Origin of the sequence: Pseudomonas sp. LPH60 (genome assembly GCF_030718165.1) — a bacterium.
Taxonomy (GTDB): Bacteria; Pseudomonadota; Gammaproteobacteria; order Pseudomonadales; family Pseudomonadaceae; genus Aquipseudomonas; species Aquipseudomonas danubii.
This window is the reverse complement of sequence record NZ_JAVAJH010000003.1, coordinates 758,117-776,799: the sequence shown is the minus strand read 5'-3', so window position 1 is coordinate 776,799 and position 18,683 is coordinate 758,117. Positions and strand designations below refer to the sequence as shown.

The following is an 18,683-nucleotide window of genomic DNA, read 5'->3' as shown; positions in this document are numbered from 1 at the left end:
TGTCGGCGAACAACGGGTTCACTGCGGCTGCTGATAAGCGTCAATCACTTCCTGGGCTGCGCGAAACGCATCGATGGCGGCCGGCACTCCGGCATACACCGCGCAATGCAGCAGCGCTTCACGTATCTCTTCCACGGTGCAGCCGTTGTTCAGGGCGCCACGCACGTGGCCCTTCAACTCCTGGGGACACTTCAGCGCGGTCAGCGTTGCCAGGGTGATCAGGCTACGGGTTTTCAACGGCAGGCCATCACGGTTCCACACGCCGCCCCAAGCGTGTTCGTTGACGAACTCCTGCAGTGGCTGGGTGAATTCGGTGGCGTTGCCCAGAGCTCGGTCGACGAAGGCGTCGCCCATCACTTGGCGACGCATTTGCAGTCCGCTTTTCTTGTTTTCGCTCATGGCGCTTCTCTCTTGTGTTGGCGGCGCCAGGCCCGTAGCGAACTGAACAGCAGAAACGCCACCAGCGCTGGCAGGACGAAAAACAGCATCAAGTGTTCCAGCTTGCCCGCCAGGGGCATGCCCGTGGTGAAGGACACCACGTGCAGCCCATAGGCCAGGTACAGGCCGAGAAACAGCAAGCCTTCGGCCCGGGTCACGCGATACCCCGAATAGAACACCGGCAGGCACAGCACCGCGACGCCGAGCATCACCGGCAAGTCGAAATCCAGGGCATTGGGCGAAACCGAGAGCGGCGTCGGAGCCACCAGGGCGGTAAACCCCAGGACCCCCAGCAAGTTGAAGAGATTGCTGCCGATGACATTGCCCACGGCGATATCCCGCTGGCCCCGCAGGGCCGCGAGCAGGGAAGTGGCGAGCTGGGGCAGGGAGGTGCTGACGGCAATCACCGTCAGTCCCATGACCCGCTCCGACAAGCCCAGATCGTCGGCCACGGTGACGGCGGCGCCTAGCAGCAAGTGTCCGGCGAAGACCAGCAGCCCCAGGCCGATAAGCACCATCAGCATGCTGCTGAACCTGGGCGCGAAACCGCGCTGGCCGGCTGGAGCGGGCAGGTGATGGCGTGCCGAGTGCCGCGACTGGCGCAACAGCAGGAGCAGGTACAGCACCAGGGCCGCCAGCAGGATGACGCCGTCGGAGGGGCTGAGACGCTCGTTATAGGCCAGGATGAATACCAGCAGGCTGGCACCGATCATCAACGGGATGTCCAGGCGCACCAGCTGTCGCGATACCCGCAGCGGAATGATCAGGGCCGATAGACCCAGGGTCACCAGGATGTTGAAGATGCTGCTGCCGATCACGCTGCCTACGGCGATATCGGTGTTGTCGGCCAGGGTCGCCTGCAGGCTGATGGCCATCTGCGGCGCGCTGCTGCCGAAGGCCACGATGCTCAAGCCCATGATCAGCGGACGTACATGCAGGCGTGCGGACAAACGTACTGCGGCACGCACCAGCAACTCGGCGCCGACGATCAGCATCACCAGGCCGCTGATGAGTTGGATCAGGCTGAGCAGGGGCAGTTCGGCAAAGGCGGTAATGGCTCGGGCTCCGTCGTTCAGTCGCTGAGGGCTTGGATGCGTACTTTGGCGGTGCCGCTGCGCAGCATGCCCAGCTGTTGCGCGGCAGCGCGGGATAAGTCGATCAGGCGGCCGCGAGTGTGCGGGCCACGATCGTTGATACGGACCACGACGCTTTTGCCGTTGCCCTGGTTGGTGACTTGCACTCGGGTGCCGAACGGCAGTTCGCGATGGGCCGCAGTGAGGCCGTTCTGATCGAAGGGCTCGCCGCTGGCGGTGCGTTTGCCATGATGGCGGGCGCCGTAATAGGAGGCTGTCCCGGTCTGGTCATAACCTCGAGGGTCGATGATATGGCTGCTGGCGCAGCCCGTGAGCAGAGCGAGCAGGGCACAGGCCACGAACCAGGGACGGGGAGTCATTATTCGCAGGAGCTGGCTTGCCAGCGAAGACGGGCTTGCATCCCCGCAATTTCGACTGACAAGCCAAGGCTGCATTTTTCGATCAGCCTTCGAGCTTGCTTTTCAGCAGCTCGTTGACCTGTTGCGGGTTGGCCTTGCCCTTGGAAGCTTTCATCGCCTGGCCGACGAAGAAGCCGAACATCTTGCCGCGCTTGGCCTCGTCGGCGGCGCGGTACTGTTCGACCTGTTCGGCGTTGGCCGCGAGCATTTCATCCAGCACCGCGGAGATCGCGCCGCTGTCGGTGACTTGCTTGAGGCCGCGCTTGTCGATGATCTCGTCGGCGCTGCCCTCGCCATTGGCCATGGCTTCGAACACGGTCTTGGCGATCTTGCCGGAGATGGTGTTGTCCTTGATCCGCAGCAGCATGCCGCCCAGTTGTTCGGCCGAGACCGGGGCTGCGTCGATTTCCAGGCCCTGCTTGTTCAGCAGGCTGCCCAGTTCGACCATGACCCAGTTGGCGGCGAGCTTGGCGTCACCGGCAATGCTGGCGACTTTCTCGAAGTAGTCCGCCTGCTCGCGGCTGGTGGCCAGGACGCTGGCGTCGTAGACCGACAGGCCGAACTGCTCCTGGAAGCGCTCGCGTTTCTGCGGTGGCAGTTCTGGCAGGGTGGCGCGTACCTGGTCGAGGAAGGAATCCTCGATAACCACGGGTAGCAGGTCCGGATCGGGGAAGTAACGGTAGTCGTTGGCTTCTTCCTTGCTGCGCATCGGACGGGTTTCGTCCTTGTTCGGGTCGTACAGGCGGGTCTGCTGGATCACTTTGCCGCCGTCTTCGATCAGATCGATCTGGCGACGGATCTCGCTGTTGATCGCCTTCTCGATGAAGCGGAACGAGTTGACGTTCTTGATCTCGCAGCGGGTGCCGAACTCGACCTGGCCCTTGGGGCGGACCGAGACGTTGCAGTCGCAACGCAGCGAGCCTTCGGCCATGTTGCCGTCGCAGATGCCCAGGTAGCGAACCAGCGCGTGGATCGACTTGACGTAGGCCACGGCCTCCTTGGCGCTGCGCATGTCCGGCTCGGACACGATTTCCAGCAGCGGCGTGCCGGCGCGGTTCAGGTCGATGCCGGTGGCACCGTTGAACTCTTCGTGCAGGCTCTTGCCGGCGTCTTCTTCCAGGTGCGCGCGGGTGATGCCGACGCGTTTCATGGTGCCGTCTTCCAGAGGGATGTCCAGGTGGCCCTTGCCAACGATTGGCAGCTCCATCTGGCTGATCTGGTAGCCCTTGGGCAGGTCTGGGTAGAAGTAGTTCTTGCGGGCGAACACGTTGTGCTGGCCGATCTCGGCGTCTACCGCCAGGCCGAACATCACCGCCATGCGCACCGCTTCCTGGTTCAGCACTGGCAGTACGCCGGGCATGCCCAGGTCGATCAGGCTGGCCTGGGTGTTGGGCTCGGCACCGAAGGCGGTGGAGCTACCGGAGAAAATCTTCGATTGAGTGGTGAGCTGGGTATGAATCTCCAGCCCGATCACGACTTCCCATTGCATGTGTGTCTCCTCAGAAGCCGGTTGGGGTGCGGGTGTGCCAGTCAGTGTTCAACTGATACTGGTGCGCAACGTTGAGCAAGCGGCCTTCCTGGAAATACGGGGCGAGCAGTTGCACGCCGACCGGCAAGCCGTCGACGAAACCGGCCGGCATCGACAGGCCCGGCAGGCCCGCGAGGTTGGCGGTAATGGTGTAGACGTCTTCCAGGTACGCGGCGACCGGATCGCTGCTCTTGGCGCCGAGCTTCCAGGCCGGGTTGGGCGTGGTCGGGCCGAGGATGATGTCGACTTCGTTGAAAGCGGTCATGAAGTCGTTCTTCACCAGGCGACGGATTTTCTGCGCCTTGAGGTAGTAGGCGTCGTAGTAGCCGGCGGACAGCGCGTAGGCGCCGACCATGATCCGGCGCTGCACTTCGCTGCCGAAGCCTTCGCCACGGGAGCGCTTGTACAGGTCTTCAAGGTTGGCCGGGTTCTCGCAACGGTAGCCGAAGCGCACGCCGTCGAAACGCGACAGGTTGGAGGAGGCTTCCGCCGGGGCGATCACGTAGTACGCGGGAATCGCGTGCTGCATGTTCGGCAGGCTGATTTCCTTGATCACCGCACCGAGCTTTTCCAGCTCCTTGATGCTGTTGTGGATCAGTTCGGCGATGTGCGGGTCGAGACCGGCGCTGAAGTACTCCTTCGGCACGCCGATGCGCAGGCCCTGCAGCGAGCCGCTGAGGCCGGCGCTGTAGTCCGGCACCGGTTCATCGATGCTGGTGGAATCGTTCGGGTCGAAGCCGGCCATGCCTTGCAGCAGGATCGCGCAGTCTTCGGCGGTGCGGGCCAGTGGGCCGCCCTGATCGAGGCTGGAGGCGTAGGCGATCATGCCCCAGCGGGAAACGCGACCGTAGGTCGGCTTCAGGCCGGTGAGGTTGGTGAAGGCGGCGGGCTGGCGGATCGAACCGCCGGTGTCGGTGGCGGTGGCCGCAGGCAGCAGGCGCGCGGCTACGGCGGCGGCGGAACCTCCGGACGAACCGCCGGGCACGTGCTCCAGGTTCCACGGGTTTTTCACTGCGCCGTACCAGCTCGACTCGTTGGCCGAGCCCATGGCGAATTCGTCCATGTTGGTCTTGCCCAGGGTCACGGCCCCGGCCGCGGCCAGCTTGGCGACCACGGTGGCGTCATAGGGCGCCTTGAAGTTGTCGAGCATCTTCGAACCGCAGCTGGTGCGGATGCCTTGGGTGCAGAACAGGTCTTTGTGGGCGATCGGTGCGCCCAGCAGGGCTCCGCTCTCACCGTTGGCGCGACGTTCGTCGGCGGCCTTGGCCTGGCCCAGGGCCAGGTCTTGGGTGAGGCTGATGAAACTGTTGATCTGCGGATCCAACTGAGCGATGCGCGCCAGCAGGGTCTGGGTCAGTTCTACAGAGGAAAACTTCTTGTCGGCGAGGCCGCGGGCGATCTCGGCCAGAGTCATGTGGTGCATTGCAGGCTCTTTCCCTTTAGTCGATGACTTTCGGAACCAGATACAGGCCGCTTTCGACCGCTGGTGCGATGGACTGATAGGCCTCGCGATGATTGGACTCGGTCACAACGTCTGCGCGCAGGCGCTGGCTGGCTTCCAGAGGGTGGGCCAGGGGCTCGATACCATCGGTATCGACTGCCTGCATTTCATCCACCAGCCCGAGAATGCTGTTAAGGGCGGAGGTGATGTGTGGAAGATCGCCTTCATTGAGCTTGATGCTGGCCAAATGAGCGATTTTTTCCACGTCGGAGCGTTCAAGCGCCATGGGATTCTCCAGTGGAAAACAAAAACGGATTTCGTCCGCGTGTTAGATTGTCGGAACACTACCGCATTTCTACGGTCTTATGGCCGCGATTGTGGGGTTTGGTGCACAGAAAAGCGGCCAATTTAACATATTGGCGCCTTGCCCAAAATCCCTGTCGTTGTTAGAGTTTGCCGCACTTTTTTACCCACGCGTTGCCTAGGGTCCCTTTCCCATGTTCAAGAAACTGCGTGGCATGTTTTCCAGCGATCTTTCCATTGACCTGGGCACTGCCAACACCCTTATTTACGTGCGCGAGCGCGGTATTGTCCTGAATGAACCATCGGTTGTGGCCATTCGGACCCACGGTAATCAGAAAAGTGTTGTTGCGGTTGGTACTGAGGCCAAGCGCATGCTCGGTCGTACTCCGGGCAACATTGCCGCCATTCGTCCGATGAAGGACGGCGTGATCGCCGACTTCAGCGTCTGCGAAAAGATGCTGCAGTACTTCATCAACAAGGTTCATGAAAACAGCTTTCTGCAGCCCAGCCCTCGTGTGCTGATCTGCGTTCCATGCAAGTCCACCCAGGTTGAACGTCGTGCCATCCGTGAGTCGGCCCTCGGCGCCGGTGCCCGTGAAGTGTTCCTGATCGAAGAGCCAATGGCCGCTGCGATCGGTGCCGGCCTGCCGGTTGAAGAAGCCCGTGGTTCGATGGTCGTGGACATCGGTGGTGGTACCACTGAAATCGCCCTGATCTCCCTGAACGGTGTGGTTTACGCCGAATCCGTACGTGTTGGCGGCGACCGTTTCGACGAGGCCATCATCACCTACGTGCGTCGCAACTACGGCAGCCTGATCGGTGAGTCCACCGCTGAGCGCATCAAGCAGGAAATCGGTACTGCCTATCCAGGCGGCGAAGTGCGTGAAGTCGACGTACGCGGCCGTAACCTGGCTGAAGGCGTGCCACGTGCCTTCACCCTGAACTCCAATGAAGTGCTGGAGGCTCTGCAGGAGTCCCTGGCAACCATCGTTCAGGCGGTGAAAAGTGCCCTGGAGCAATCGCCTCCGGAACTGGCTTCGGACATCGCCGAGCGCGGCCTGGTGCTGACCGGTGGTGGCGCTCTGCTGCGTGATCTGGACAAGCTGTTGGCCCAGGAAACCGGTCTGCCGGTGATCGTTGCCGAAGATCCGCTGACCTGTGTTGCTCGCGGCGGTGGCCGTGCATTGGAAATGATGGACAAACACACCATGGACCTGCTCTCCAGCGAGTAACTTCGCCGGTTGCATCTATGCTGTTGCGCTCACAGGCAGCACTTTGCAGTGCTGCCTGTGGCGTTTATCTTCTGTCAATCTGCATCCAGGCCGGTTTGATGCCGTATGAATAAACACAACATTTGCCTGGGAGGAGCGGCTTATTAAACCGCTTTTCGCCAAAGGCCCCTCATTGGGCGTGCGCCTCCTGGTGCTGGTCGTACTGTCGGTCGCACTGATGGTGGTCGATGCCCGCTTCACACTGCTCAAGCCAGTGCGTAGCCAGATGTCGCTGGTGTTGATGCAGTCCTACTGGATCACCGACCTGCCGCAGCGGCTATGGCAGGGCGTTGCCAGTCAATTCGGCAGTCGCACCGAGCTGGTCGCTGAAAACGAAAAACTCAAGACCGAAAACCTGCTGCTGCAGGGGCGCATGCAAAAGCTTGCCGCCTTGACCGAGCAGAACGTGCGTCTGCGCGAGTTGCTCAACTCTTCGGCACTGGTCAACGAGAAGGTTGAAGTGGCCGAGTTGATCGGCATGGACCCGAACCCCTTCACCCACCGCATCATCATCAATAAAGGTGAGCGCGATGGCGTCTTTCTCGGTCAGCCGGTGCTCGATGCCCGTGGCCTGATGGGACAGGTGGTGGAGTTGATGCCCTACACGTCCCGCGTGCTGCTGCTCACCGACACCACCCACAGCATTCCGGTACAGGTCAATCGCAATGGCCTGCGTGCCATTGCCAGTGGCACTGGCAACCCGGAGCGCCTGGAGTTGCGCCACGTGGCCGACACCGCCGATGTCAAGGAAGGCGATTTGCTGGTCAGTTCGGGCCTTGGCCAGCGTTTCCCCGCTGGATATCCGGTGGCCACGGTCAAGGAAGTGATCCACGATTCCGGTCAGCCATTCGCCATTGTGCGAGCGGTGCCCACTGCCGCGCTGAACCGCAGCCGTTACCTGTTACTGGTATTCAGTGATCCGCGCACGGCCGAAGAGCGGGCCAATGATGCGGCCCAGGCTCAGGAAGCCCAGGACCAGCAGGGTGGCAATACCACCCCGGTGGTGCCGACCACGGTGCCCAAGCCTGCGGTGACTCCAGCTGCGACCGCAGCCCCTGCCAGCGCCCCCGCGACTGCACCAGCGACTCCGGTCAAACCGGCCGCCCATGCTCCGGCCAAGCCGGTCAATAAACCTGTGGTGAAACCGGCGGCGGCCAAGCCTCCGGCTGCGGCACCGGCCACCACCGGAGGAAGAGAATAATGGCGGGTAGCACCTATTCGCAAAACGGCTGGATCGTCTGGCTGACGTTTCTGATCGGCATGCTGCTGAGTGTGTCGCCTTTGCCTCAGTTCATGGAAATCCTGCGCCCGCTATGGCTGGCCCTGCTACTGGCCTTTTGGGCCCTGGCCCTGCCGCACAAGGTGGGCATGGTCACGGCTTGGTGCCTTGGGCTGGCGGAGGATGTGCTTTACGGCACGCTCCTGGGGCAGAACGCCTTGATCCTGACGCTGATTACCTTCCTTGTGCTGTCCCTGCAACAGCGTCTGCGGATGTTCCCGATGTGGCAGCAGAGTTTGGTGATCCTGGTGATCTTTGGCTTGGCGCAGTTGGTCCAACTCTGGCTCAGTGCCCTGACCGGTAATCGCCAGCCGACCCTGGCGCTGGTCCTGCCAGCCCTGGTCAGTGCGCTGTTGTGGCCGTGGGTCAGCTTTGGCCTGCGTGGGTTGCGCCGACGTTTCAAAATCAATTAATTCGGTCAGGCATTGGCCCGCACCTCGACAGGGAGATGTCTTGATGAATCCGCTTTACCTCGCTTCCGGTTCGCCCCGTCGGCGTGAGCTGCTCACCCAGATCGGTGTGCCCTTCACCGCCATCAGCGCGGACATCGATGAAACTCCGCTGGCTGATGAATCCCCTGCGGCTTATGTCGAGCGTCTTGCCCGTGGCAAGGCGGCGGCCGGGCGCGCCCTGATCACCAGCAGCGAATCCCGGGCCCCGGCCTGTGTGCTGGGAGCCGATACGGCCGTGGTGCTGGACGGGCGGATCCTCGGCAAACCGCTGGACCAGGCCGACGCCCTGGCGATGCTCATGGCGCTGGCCGGGCGCGAGCACGAAGTGTTGACCGCCATTGCCCTGCTCGACGGGGAGCGCTGCGAGTCGAGAGTGGTGCGCAGCCTGGTGCGGTTTCGCGCCATCTCCCCTGAGGAAGCGAGCATCTACTGGGCCAGCGGCGAGCCTCGGGACAAGGCCGGCGGTTATGCAATCCAGGGGCTTGCGGCGGTGTTTGTGTCAGGGCTCAATGGCAGTTACTCCGCTGTGGTTGGCTTGCCGGTGTGCGAAACCGCAGAACTGCTTGGCCATTTCGGCATACCCTGTTGGCAAAACCTTCCAGTGCGCTAAAGCGCCGTACCCGACTGCTGCGGCCTTCTATGAACACGCCTGAACGAGACACTGCCATGAGTGAAGAGATTCTGATCAACATCACGCCGATGGAATCACGGGTGGCGGTGGTCGAAAACGGAGTGCTGCAAGAGGTTCACGTCGAACGGACCCAGCGCCGCGGTATCGTTGGCAACATCTATAAAGGCAAGGTGGTGCGGGTATTGCCTGGCATGCAGGCCGCCTTCGTCGATATCGGCCTGGACCGCGCAGCGTTTATTCATGCTGCGGAAATTTCCACCCGTGAAGGTACGGCGGTGGAAAGCATCAGTGCCCTGGTGCATGAAGGGCAGAGCCTGGTGGTGCAAGTCACCAAAGACCCCATCGGCACCAAGGGCGCCCGACTGACCACCCAGTTGTCGATTCCTTCACGTTATCTGGTGTACATGCCCCGTACCGCCCATGTCGGCATCTCGCTGAAGATCGAGGATGAAGCCGAGCGTGAGCGCTTGAAGCAGGTGGTCAGCGACTGCGTGGCCCAGGAAGGCATCAAGGAGGCGGGCGGGTTCATCCTGCGTACTGCCGCCGAGGGCGCCGGTGCCGATGAGATCCTGATGGACATTCGCTACCTGCGTCGGCTCTGGGATCAGATCGGCGTTCAGATCAAGACCATTGGCGCGCCCAATGTGATCTACGAAGACCTGGGCCTGGCGCTGCGTACCCTGCGGGATCTGGTGAGCCCGAAAATCGAGAAGATCCGCATCGACTCCCGGGAAACCTTCCAGAAGACCACTCAGTTCGTTGCCGAGCTGATGCCGGAAATCGCCGATCGCCTGGAGCACTACCCCGGTGAGCGGCCGATCTTCGACCTGTACGGCGTCGAGGATGAAATCCAGAAGGCCCTGGAGCGCAAGGTGCCACTCAAGTCCGGTGGTTATCTGGTGGTGGACCCGGCGGAAGCCATGACCACCATCGACGTCAACACCGGGGCCTTCGTCGGTCATCGCAATCTTGAGGAAACCATCTTCAAGACCAACCTCGAAGCCGCTACCGCCATTGCCCGGCAGCTGCGCCTGCGCAACCTGGGCGGGATCATCATCATCGACTTCATCGACATGGAAGACGAGGAGCATCAGCGTCAGGTACTGCGGACCCTGGAGAAGCAACTGGAGCGCGATCACGCCAAGACCAACATCATCGGCATCACCGAACTGGGCCTGGTGCAGATGACCCGCAAACGCACGCGCGAGAGCCTGGAGCAGGTGCTCTGCGAGCCCTGCAGCAGTTGTCAGGGACGGGGCAAGCTGAAGACCCCGGAAACCATCTGTTACGAAATATTCCGTGAAATCCTCCGTGAGGCCCGGGCTTATCAGGCAGAAGGGTATCGAGTGCTGGCCAATCAGAAAGTGGTGGATCGTCTGCTGGACGAAGAGTCGGGCAATGTGGCGGAGTTGGAAGGTTTTATCGGCCGTACCATCAGGTTCCAGGTCGAAACCATGTACTCCCAGGAACAATACGACGTGGTGCTGCTCTGATTTCCCGTGTTTTACACCACTGGAAACGGCTGGCTTCAGCTTTTTGCATGACTTTTGCCATGGGAGCCAACTGAGATGGAGCGGCTGATCCGCTTGTTCACCACGCTGATTCGCTGGGGGCTGGGTGCCTGCGCGTTGCTGTTGGTGGTGACGGCCTTGTACGTCAGCCTGGGTCGGGAACTGACTCCGCTGGTGGCTGAGTACCAGGCCGAGGTCGAAGCCAAGGTGCAGCAGGCCGTGGGGCTGCCGGTGCATATCGGTAGCCTGGAAGGGCGTTGGAGCGGACTGTCGCCGATTCTCCTGGCACACGATGTGATGGTGGGCGAGGGGGCCAACGCCCTGCGCCTGGACCAGGTCAGCGTGGCCCCGGACATGCTCGGCAGCCTGTTGGCCCGTGACCTGCGCATAGGGCGCCTGGAGCTCAGCGGTCTGAGTCTGAGCCTCAAGGAAGGCGCGGACGGCCAATGGCAATTGCAAGGCCTGCCAATGCAGCAGGACCAACCCATGGATCCGGGACAACTGCTGACTCGCTTGCAGCAAGTCGCGGAACTCTCCCTGTTGGACAGCCAAGTCACTTTGCTGCCGCAGGATCATTCGCCGCTGGCCCTGACCTATGTCGGACTCAATCTGCGCACCGGTCCCAGCCGCCAGCGCCTGGACCTGCGCCTGACCCTGCCGGACGGGCAGCCCTTGGCCGTCAACCTGCGCACACGCATCCAGGCGGATGCATGGCGCGACGCCCGGGCCGAGCTGTACCTGAGCCTGCCGCAAAGTGACTGGTCGCGCTGGCTGCCAGCCCGTGTCACTCAGCAATGGAAACTCTCCGAACTCAAGGCCGGTGGCGAGCTGTGGCTGACCTGGGCCAAGGGCACAGTGCAGAGCGCGGCGCTGCGCTTGAATGCGCCACAGCTCAGCGGCGCCTATGCCGAGCGCACGCCAGTCACCCTGAAGAATCTGGCGTTGAATGCCTTCTTCCAGCGCAGCGATCAGGGCCTGCAGGTACAACTCGATTCCCTGGCGCTGAGCCTTGGCGAAACCCGCTGGGAATCGCGCCTGCAACTGCAGCAAACCCAGGCCGGCGATAACCGTGAAGAACTCTGGCATCTGCAAGCCGACCGCCTGGACCTGACGCCGCTCACGCCGATCCTCAATGCCCTGGCACCTTTGCCGCAAGGCCTGGCCACCACCATCGAGCGCTTGAAGGTTAGCGGCGGGCTGCGCAATGTGCTGCTCGACTATCGCCCCCAGAACACCGGCGACCAGCGGCTGAGCTTTGCCGCCAACCTTGATCGGGTCGGCTTCGACGCCTATCACGGCGCTCCGGCGGCGCGAAACGTCAGTGGCAGCATCAGCGGCGACCTGGGTAAGGGCGAGCTGCGCATGGACAGCAAGGATTTCTCCCTGCACCTGTACCCGATCTTCGCCAAGCCCTGGCAGTACATCCAGGCCAACGCCACCCTGACCTGGAAACTCGACAAACAAGGTTTCACCCTGATCGCGCCCTACCTCAAGGTGCTGGGGGAAGAGGGCAAGATTGCCGGCGATTTCCTGATCCGGCTGCACTTCGACCACAGCCAGGAAGACTACATGGACCTGCGGGTCGGCCTGGTGGACGGCGATGGGCGCTACACCGCCAAGTACCTGCCCCAGGTGCTCAGTCCGGCGCTGGATGAATGGCTGCGTACGGCGATCCTCAAGGGCGCGGTGGATGAGGGGTTCTTCCAATACCAGGGTTCGCTGAACCATGACGCTATCGAGGCGGCTCGCAGCATCAGCCTGTTCTTCAAGGTGCATGACGCCGAACTGGCGTTCCAGCCGGGCTGGCCGCACCTGAGCAAGATCAGCGGCGACGTGTTCGTCGAAGACAGCGGCGTACGCATCGTCGCCAGCAAGGGGCAGCTGTTGGATACCAAGGTGCGGGATGTTTTCGTCAACATTCCCCATTCCGTTGCCGGTCAGAGCAGCCACATGTTCATCGACGGCAGTTTTGCCGGCGGCCTGGGTGACGGGGTGAAGATTCTGCAGGAAGCACCGATCGGCACCGCATCGACCTTTGCCGGCTGGCAGGGCGAGGGTGACCTGCAAGGCAAGCTGAACCTGGACATCCCCCTGGTCAAGGGCGAGGAACCGAAGATCCTGGTGGACTTCAAGACTGACAAGGCGCGCCTCAAACTCAGTGAACCCGAGTTGGAACTGACCCAGCTCAAGGGCGACTTCCGCTTTGACAGTGCCAGGGGCCTGAGCGGTACAGGCATCAGCGCCCAGGCTTTCGATCGGCCGGTCACGGCGCAGATCTTTGCCGATGGCAAGCCAGGCAAGCCCAATACCCGGGTGGTTGCCAAGGGCCAGGTTACGGTGAAGAAACTCACCGACTGGTTGAAAGTCAGCCAGCCGTTGCCGGTGTCCGGCGAAGTGCCCTTTCAGTTGCAACTGAACCTTGACGGTGCCGACAGTCAATTGATGGTCAACTCCAGCCTCAAGGGCGTGGCGGTGGACCTGCCGGCGCCGTTTGGCATGGCTGCCAGCACCGGGCGTAACAGTGTGTTTCGCATGACCCTGCAAGGGGCCGAGCGGCGCTACTGGTTCAAATACGGCGAGTTGGCCGACTTCACTTTCGCGGCGCCCAGCGGCAAGCTCGCCGAGGGTCGGGGCGAACTGTTCCTCGGCGATGGTGCGGCCTTGCTGCCTCCTGGCAAAGGGCTGCGGGTACGGGGGATCCTCTCCGAGCTGGATGTGGAACCGTGGAAGGCCCTGGTGGATCGCTATGCTGGAAAGGACCCGGGGGGCAGCGCCAAGCAGTTGCTCAGCAGTGCGGACTTCAAGGTCGGCAAGCTCAGCGCCTTCGGCACCTCGCTGGATCAGGTCAACCTGCTGCTGAGCCGCAAGCCCTCTGCCTGGGAGCTGCAGATCGACAGTCAACAGGCCAAGGGCAAAGTCGGGATTCCCGATGCCAAGGTGGCGCCAATGGTCATCGACATGGCGTACGTACGCCTGCCGGCCGCCGACCCGACGGCCCAGACCGATGAAAATGCACCTGATCCTTTGGCTTCAGTGGACCCGAAGAACGTTCCGCCCCTGGATATTTCCATTGCCCAACTGTTCCAGGGCCAGGACCTGATCGGTCGCTGGGCGCTCAAGGTTCGGCCGACGGCCAAGGGCATGGTCTTCAATGGCCTGGACCTGGGCCTCAAGGGCATGCAGTTGCAAGGCGAGGGGGGCTGGGAAGGTCAGGCCGGTGCCAGCAGCAGTTGGTACCGTGGCCGTATTGGTGGCAAGAACCTGGCGGATGTGCTCAAGGGCTGGGGCTTCGCACCGACCGTAACCAGTGAAGACTTTCACCTGGATGTCGATGGCCGCTGGCCGGGCTCACCGGCCTGGGTGGGCTTGAAGCGCTTCTCCGGCAGCCTGGACGCCACCCTGCGCAAGGGACAGTTCGTTGAAGTCGAAGGCGGGGCCCAGGCCCTGCGGGTATTCGGCCTGCTCAACTTCAACTCCATCGGCCGGCGCCTGCGCCTGGACTTCTCCGACCTGTTCGGCAAGGGCTTGAGCTATGACCGGGTCAAGGGCGTGCTGGCGGCGAGCAATGGCGTGTATGTCACTCGCGAGCCGATCACCCTCACGGGGCCGTCGAGCAATCTGGAGCTCAATGGCACCCTGGATATGGTGGCCGATCAGGTGGACGCCAAGCTGCTGGTGACCCTGCCGGTCACCAACAACCTGCCGATTGCCGCGCTGATCGTCGGGGCGCCTGCGGTGGGCGGGGCGTTGTTCCTGATCGACAAGCTGATCGGAGACCGCGTGGCGCGCTTTGCCAGCGTCAAATACAACGTCAAAGGCCCGTGGAAAGATCCCCAAATCACCTTCGACAAGCCGTTTTGAGAATCCTCGATTCGTGCCTATGGAGTAGCATGGCGGCCTACCCTACAAGGAGTTCGCCATGTCTCTTGCGGTGATTCAAATGGTCAGTCAGAGCGATGTGCTGGCCAATCTGAACCAGGCTCGGAGCCTGCTTGAGCAAGCCGCCGTTGCTGGCGCCAAGCTGGCCGTGCTGCCGGAAAACTTCGCCGCCATGGGCCGCCGCGACATGGCAGCCATCGGTCGCGCCGAAGCCCTGGGCGAAGGTCCGATCCTGCCATGGTTGAAACAGACCGCCCGCGACCTCAGGTTATGGATAGTGGCCGGCACCTTGCCGCTGCCCCCCGAGGATCAGCCCGAGGCCAAGGCCAACGCCTGTTCATTGTTGGTGGACGATCAGGGACAGATTGTGGCGCGCTACGACAAGCTGCATCTGTTCGATGTCGACGTGGCGGACAATCGCGGACGCTATCGCGAATCCGATGACTATGCTCATGGAGACCGCGTGGTAGTGGCGGATACGCCGGTGGGTCGGTTGGGGCTGACGGTTTGTTATGACCTGCGCTTTCCCGAGCTGTACAGCGAATTGCGCGCCGCCGGCGCTGAACTGATTACCGCGCCTTCGGCTTTTACCGCGGTGACCGGCGCCGCCCATTGGGAGGTGCTGATCCGGGCCCGGGCCATTGAAACCCAGTGCTACCTGCTGGCGGCGGCCCAGGGTGGCGTGCATCCCGGCCCACGGGAAACCTACGGCCATGCGGCCATCGTCGACCCATGGGGACGCGTGCTGGCGGAGCAGGATCAAGGTGAGGGCGTGCTGTTGGCCGAGCGCGACAGCAGTGAACAGGCGTCCATTCGGGCGCGGATGCCGGTGGTCAGTCACCGGCGCATTTTCTCGCAAGGCGTTCAACGGCTTGCATAAGTACGACGAATTTAAGGCCAAAGCATATGAGCGGGTTGTTGTCCTCAGTCAGTGAACATCTTCTAGCCCCTGGCGGCGTGACCATCGAAAGCTTGCAGGGCGTGCTGGGGGATCTGGCCGGCCCGGGCATCGATGCCGCCGACCTGTATTTCCAGGGGCAGATTTCCGAGTCCTGGTCCCTGGAAGACGGGATCGTCAAGGAAGGCAGTTTCAACCTCGACCAAGGGGTGGGTGTGCGTGCGCAGTCCGGGGAGAAGACCGGCTTTGCCTACAGCAACGCCATCACCCTGGAAGCCCTGGGACTGGCGGCCCGTGCTGCGCGTTCGATCTCTCGGGCCGGACAGAACGGTACGGTGCAGGCCTTCACCAGCCAGGACGTGGCGCAACTGTATGCGCCGGACAATCCTCTGGAAGTCATCAGCCGGGCCGAGAAAGTCGAACTGCTCAAGCGAGTGGACGCGGCGACTCGTGCTCTGGACCCGCGTATCCAGCAGGTCAGCGTGAGCATGGCCGGGGTCTGGGAGCGGATTCTGGTGGCCTCGACGGACGGCGGCCTGGCGGCGGATGTGCGGCCGTTGGTGCGCTTCAACGTCAGCGTCATCGTCGAGCAGAATGGCCGCCGCGAGCGCGGTGGCCATGGTGGCGGCGGGCGTACCGATTACCGCTATTTCCTCACTGAAGATCGGGCCATGGGCTATGCCCGTGAAGCGCTGCGTCAGGCCCTGGTCAATCTCGAAGCCATTCCGGCACCGGCGGGCACCTTGCCGGTGGTACTCGGCTCCGGCTGGTCCGGTGTGCTGCTGCACGAAGCCGTGGGCCACGGCCTGGAAGGCGACTTCAACCGCAAGGGCAGCTCGGCCTACAGCGGCCGCATGGGCGAGAGGGTGGCTTCCAAGCTTTGCACCATCGTCGACGATGGCACCCTGGCTGGGCGTCGCGGCTCCCTGAGTGTGGACGACGAAGGTACCCCGACCGAATGCACCACCCTGATCGAGAACGGTGTGCTCAAGGGCTATATGCAGGACAAACTCAATGCCCGCCTGATGGGCGTGGCCCGCACTGGCAACGGGCGTCGTGAGTCCTACGCGCACTTGCCGATGCCGCGCATGACCAACACCTACATGCTGGCTGGCGAAAGCGATCCGGCGGAAATCATCGCCTCGGTGAAGAAAGGCATCTATTGCGCCAACCTTGGCGGCGGCCAGGTGGACATCACCAGCGGCAAGTTCGTGTTTTCCACCAGCGAGGCGTATCTGATCGAAGACGGCAAGATCACCGCACCGGTCAAGGGCGCGACCCTGATTGGCAACGGTCCTGAAGCGATGAGCCGAGTGTCGATGGTGGGCAACGATTTGTCCCTGGACAGCGGCGTTGGCACTTGTGGCAAGGACGGGCAATCAGTGCCGGTAGGCGTCGGTCAGCCAACCTTGAAGATCGATGCGATCACCGTGGGTGGCACAGGGGCATAAGAGAAGAGGGCGCCGGGTGAACTGCTGGGCAGCTCACCCGTGGAGGACTTAACGCAGACCGCGTTGGGTCTCGTCCAGCTCGCGGATGTACTTGAAGATTTTACGGCTGGAGGCCGGTGCCTTGTTATGGGCCACCTCGTGCTGGGCCTGACGAATCAGGGAGCGCAGTTGCTGGCGATCGGCGTCCGGGTATTCACTGACGAACTTTTCCAGAACGTCATCGCCGCCGCCGATCAGGCGGTCACGCCAACGTTCCAGGTTATGGAAACGTTCGTTGTACTGCCGGGTGGAGGCGTCGAGTTGGTCGAGCAGTTGCAGAATCGCGTCGGTGTCCTGGTCACGCATCAGCTTGCCGATGAATTGCAGGTGGCGCTTTCGGGCGATATGGGCGACGTGCTTGGGCGCATCCGCCAGGGCCCGGCGCAAGGCGTCGGTCAACGGCAGTTTGTTCAGCAAGTCAGGCTTGAGAGTGGTAAGGCGCTCGCCGAGATCAACCAGAGCATGCAGCTCGCGTTTGACCTGGGATTTGCTTTTCTCCCCATCGAGGGAGTCGTCGTAAGAATCAACCATGGTGGCAGTCCGCAAAGAAACGCCGCCATGATAACCAGTCGAGGGCCGCTTGTCCGGCCCGGTCGCTCGCCGGCCTTAATCGAAAGCAGAATTTGAGTGGAGAACAGCATGAGTGCAGCACAAAGCGTCGGCCCACAGGCTTTGCCGGCCCTGCAGGAGCAAGTCGAGCAGATCGTTGCCGAGGCCAAGCGCCAGGGGGCCAGTGCCTGCGAAGTAGCGGTGTCTCTGGAGCAGGGCCTGTCGACTTCGGTGCGCCAGCGGGAAGTGGAAACCGTGGAGTTCAACCGCGACCAGGGCTTTGGCATCACCCTCTATGTGGGCCAGCGCAAGGGTTCGGCCAGCACCTCTGCCAGCGGCCCCGAGGCCATTCGTGAAACCGTGGCCGCGGCCCTGGCAATCGCCAAGCACACCTCCGAAGACGAAGCCTCGGGGCTGGCCGATGCATCCTTGATGGCCAAGGACCTGCAGGACTTCGACCTGTTCCATGCCTGGGACATCACCCCAGAGCAGGCCATCGAACAGGCCCTGGCCTGTGAAGCTGCGGCCTTTGCCGCCGACAGCCGGATCAAGAATGCCGACGGCACCACCCTGAGCACCCATCAGGGCTGCCGGGTGTATGGCAACAGTCACGGTTTTATCGGTGGTTATGCCTCCACTCGCCACAGTCTGAGCTGCGTGATGATTGCCGAGGCTGACGGCCAGATGCAGCGTGACTACTGGTATGACGTCAATCGCCAGGGCCAGTTGCTGGCCGACCCTGCGAGCATTGGTCAGCGTGCTGCCCAACGCGCAGCCAGTCGACTTGGCGCCCGCCCGGTGCCGACCTGCGAAGTGCCGGTGCTGTTTTCCGCGGAACTGGCCGGCGGCCTGTTCGGCAGTTTTCTCGGCGCGATTTCCGGCGGCAATCTGTATCGCAAGTCATCCTTCCTTGAAGGCGCCTTGGGCCAACAGCTGTTTCCCCAGTGGCTGACCATCGATGAGCGTCCGCACCTGATGCGCGCCATGGGCAGTTCGGCGTTCGATGGTGACGGCCTGGCCACTTACGCCAAGCCTTTCGTCAAGGACGGTGAACTGGTGTCCTATGTGCTGGGTACCTACTCGGGTCGCAAGCTGGGCATGCCGAGCACCGCCAACGCCGGTGGCGTGCACAACCTGTTCGTCACCCATGGCGATGAAGACCAGGCGGCGCTGCTGCGGCGTATGGGGCGTGGCCTGTTGGTGACCGAGCTGATGGGGCATGGCCTGAACATGGTCACCGGGGATTACTCCCGTGGTGCGGCGGGTTTCTGGGTCGAGAATGGCGAGATCCAGTTCGCGGTACAGGAAGTCACCATTGCCGGGAATTTGCGGGACATGTTCAAGCAGATCATTGCCGTGGGTAACGACCTGGAACTGCGCAGCAACATCCGCACCGGCTCGGTGCTGATCGAACGCATGACTGTCGCTGGTAGCTGACCGCCCTCCTGGGTCACCCCAACGCGCCACCTCCCCGGGTGGCGCGTTTTTTTGTGCCTGGCGCTTTCTAGGAGCTGGCTTGCC

16 protein-coding genes are annotated in these 18,683 nt (G+C 62.4%); 9 read left to right on the top strand and 7 right to left on the bottom strand.

Annotated features, from left to right (window positions below):
• Positions 1-18: 18 nt before the first annotated feature.
• The 6 genes from Q8O96_RS14020 to gatC all read right to left on the bottom strand — a co-directional run bounded on the left by Q8O96_RS14020 (position 19) and on the right by gatC (position 5,185).
• Positions 19-399, bottom strand: coding sequence for a carboxymuconolactone decarboxylase family protein (locus tag Q8O96_RS14020; RefSeq protein ID WP_102861132.1), 381 nt, complete (start codon positions 397-399; stop codon positions 19-21).
• On the bottom strand, positions 396-1,460 hold the full coding sequence (locus Q8O96_RS14015; protein WP_284449923.1) for a calcium/sodium antiporter: 1,065 nt from the start codon (positions 1,458-1,460) through the stop codon (positions 396-398). The genes Q8O96_RS14020 and Q8O96_RS14015 overlap by 4 nt, the downstream gene beginning before the upstream one ends.
• A gap of 50 nt (positions 1,461-1,510) precedes the next feature.
• The gene (locus tag Q8O96_RS14010; protein WP_110596015.1) at positions 1,511-1,891 is read right to left on the bottom strand and encodes a septal ring lytic transglycosylase RlpA family protein; all 381 of its coding nucleotides are present in this window, start codon (positions 1,889-1,891) and stop codon (positions 1,511-1,513) included.
• 82 nt (positions 1,892-1,973) lie between these two features.
• Complete coding sequence (gatB, locus tag Q8O96_RS14005; RefSeq protein WP_102878366.1) at positions 1,974-3,419, bottom strand: Asp-tRNA(Asn)/Glu-tRNA(Gln) amidotransferase subunit GatB; 1,446 nt, start codon at positions 3,417-3,419, stop codon at positions 1,974-1,976.
• Positions 3,420-3,429: 10 nt separating this feature from the next.
• Complete coding sequence (gene gatA / locus Q8O96_RS14000) at positions 3,430-4,881, bottom strand: Asp-tRNA(Asn)/Glu-tRNA(Gln) amidotransferase subunit GatA (protein ID WP_207167064.1); 1,452 nt, start codon at positions 4,879-4,881, stop codon at positions 3,430-3,432.
• 16 nt (positions 4,882-4,897) lie between these two features.
• Complete coding sequence (gene gatC / locus Q8O96_RS13995) at positions 4,898-5,185, bottom strand: Asp-tRNA(Asn)/Glu-tRNA(Gln) amidotransferase subunit GatC (RefSeq protein WP_011059250.1); 288 nt, start codon at positions 5,183-5,185, stop codon at positions 4,898-4,900.
• Positions 5,186-5,396: 211 nt separating this feature from the next.
• Here gatC and mreB point away from each other — a divergent pair, with 211 nt between their 5' ends.
• The 8 genes from mreB (at position 5,397) to tldD (ending at position 16,574) form a co-directional block, all read left to right on the top strand.
• On the top strand, positions 5,397-6,434 hold the full coding sequence (gene mreB, locus Q8O96_RS13990) for a rod shape-determining protein MreB (RefSeq protein ID WP_002555108.1): 1,038 nt from the start codon (positions 5,397-5,399) through the stop codon (positions 6,432-6,434).
• A gap of 142 nt (positions 6,435-6,576) precedes the next feature.
• Positions 6,577-7,674 carry a rod shape-determining protein MreC gene (mreC, locus tag Q8O96_RS13985; RefSeq protein WP_102861137.1) on the top strand — a complete coding sequence of 366 codons (1,098 nt, stop codon included), beginning with the start codon at positions 6,577-6,579 and terminating at the stop codon, positions 7,672-7,674.
• Entirely contained in the window at positions 7,674-8,165 is a 492-nt protein-coding gene (gene mreD, locus Q8O96_RS13980; RefSeq protein ID WP_102861138.1) for a rod shape-determining protein MreD, read from the top strand. The genes mreC and mreD overlap by 1 nt, the downstream gene beginning before the upstream one ends.
• A 43-nt stretch (positions 8,166-8,208) precedes the next feature.
• Positions 8,209-8,814: a nucleoside triphosphate pyrophosphatase gene (locus Q8O96_RS13975; protein ID WP_102861139.1), complete on the top strand. Its 606-nt coding sequence runs from the start codon at positions 8,209-8,211 to the stop codon at positions 8,812-8,814.
• A gap of 56 nt (positions 8,815-8,870) precedes the next feature.
• Complete coding sequence (gene rng / locus Q8O96_RS13970) at positions 8,871-10,328, top strand: ribonuclease G (protein ID WP_102861140.1); 1,458 nt, start codon at positions 8,871-8,873, stop codon at positions 10,326-10,328.
• Between the two features lie 75 nt (positions 10,329-10,403).
• Positions 10,404-14,207, top strand: coding sequence for a YhdP family protein (locus Q8O96_RS13965; protein WP_102861141.1), 3,804 nt, complete (start codon positions 10,404-10,406; stop codon positions 14,205-14,207).
• A 58-nt stretch (positions 14,208-14,265) separates the two neighbouring features.
• Complete coding sequence (locus Q8O96_RS13960; RefSeq protein WP_102861142.1) at positions 14,266-15,105, top strand: carbon-nitrogen hydrolase family protein; 840 nt, start codon at positions 14,266-14,268, stop codon at positions 15,103-15,105.
• Between the two features lie 26 nt (positions 15,106-15,131).
• Entirely contained in the window at positions 15,132-16,574 is a 1,443-nt protein-coding gene (tldD, locus tag Q8O96_RS13955; RefSeq protein WP_102861143.1) for a metalloprotease TldD, read from the top strand.
• Between the two features lie 48 nt (positions 16,575-16,622).
• Here tldD and yjgA read toward each other — a convergent pair whose 3' ends face one another.
• Positions 16,623-17,144 (bottom strand): ribosome biogenesis factor YjgA, encoded by a 522-nt coding sequence (gene yjgA / locus Q8O96_RS13950; protein WP_102861144.1) that lies wholly within the window; start codon positions 17,142-17,144, stop codon positions 16,623-16,625.
• 108 nt (positions 17,145-17,252) lie between these two features.
• On the opposite strand from yjgA, the gene pmbA reads away from it, so the two are divergent.
• Positions 17,253-18,599 (top strand): metalloprotease PmbA, encoded by a 1,347-nt coding sequence (gene pmbA, locus Q8O96_RS13945; RefSeq protein ID WP_102861145.1) that lies wholly within the window; start codon positions 17,253-17,255, stop codon positions 18,597-18,599.
• Positions 18,600-18,683 lie beyond the last annotated feature (84 nt).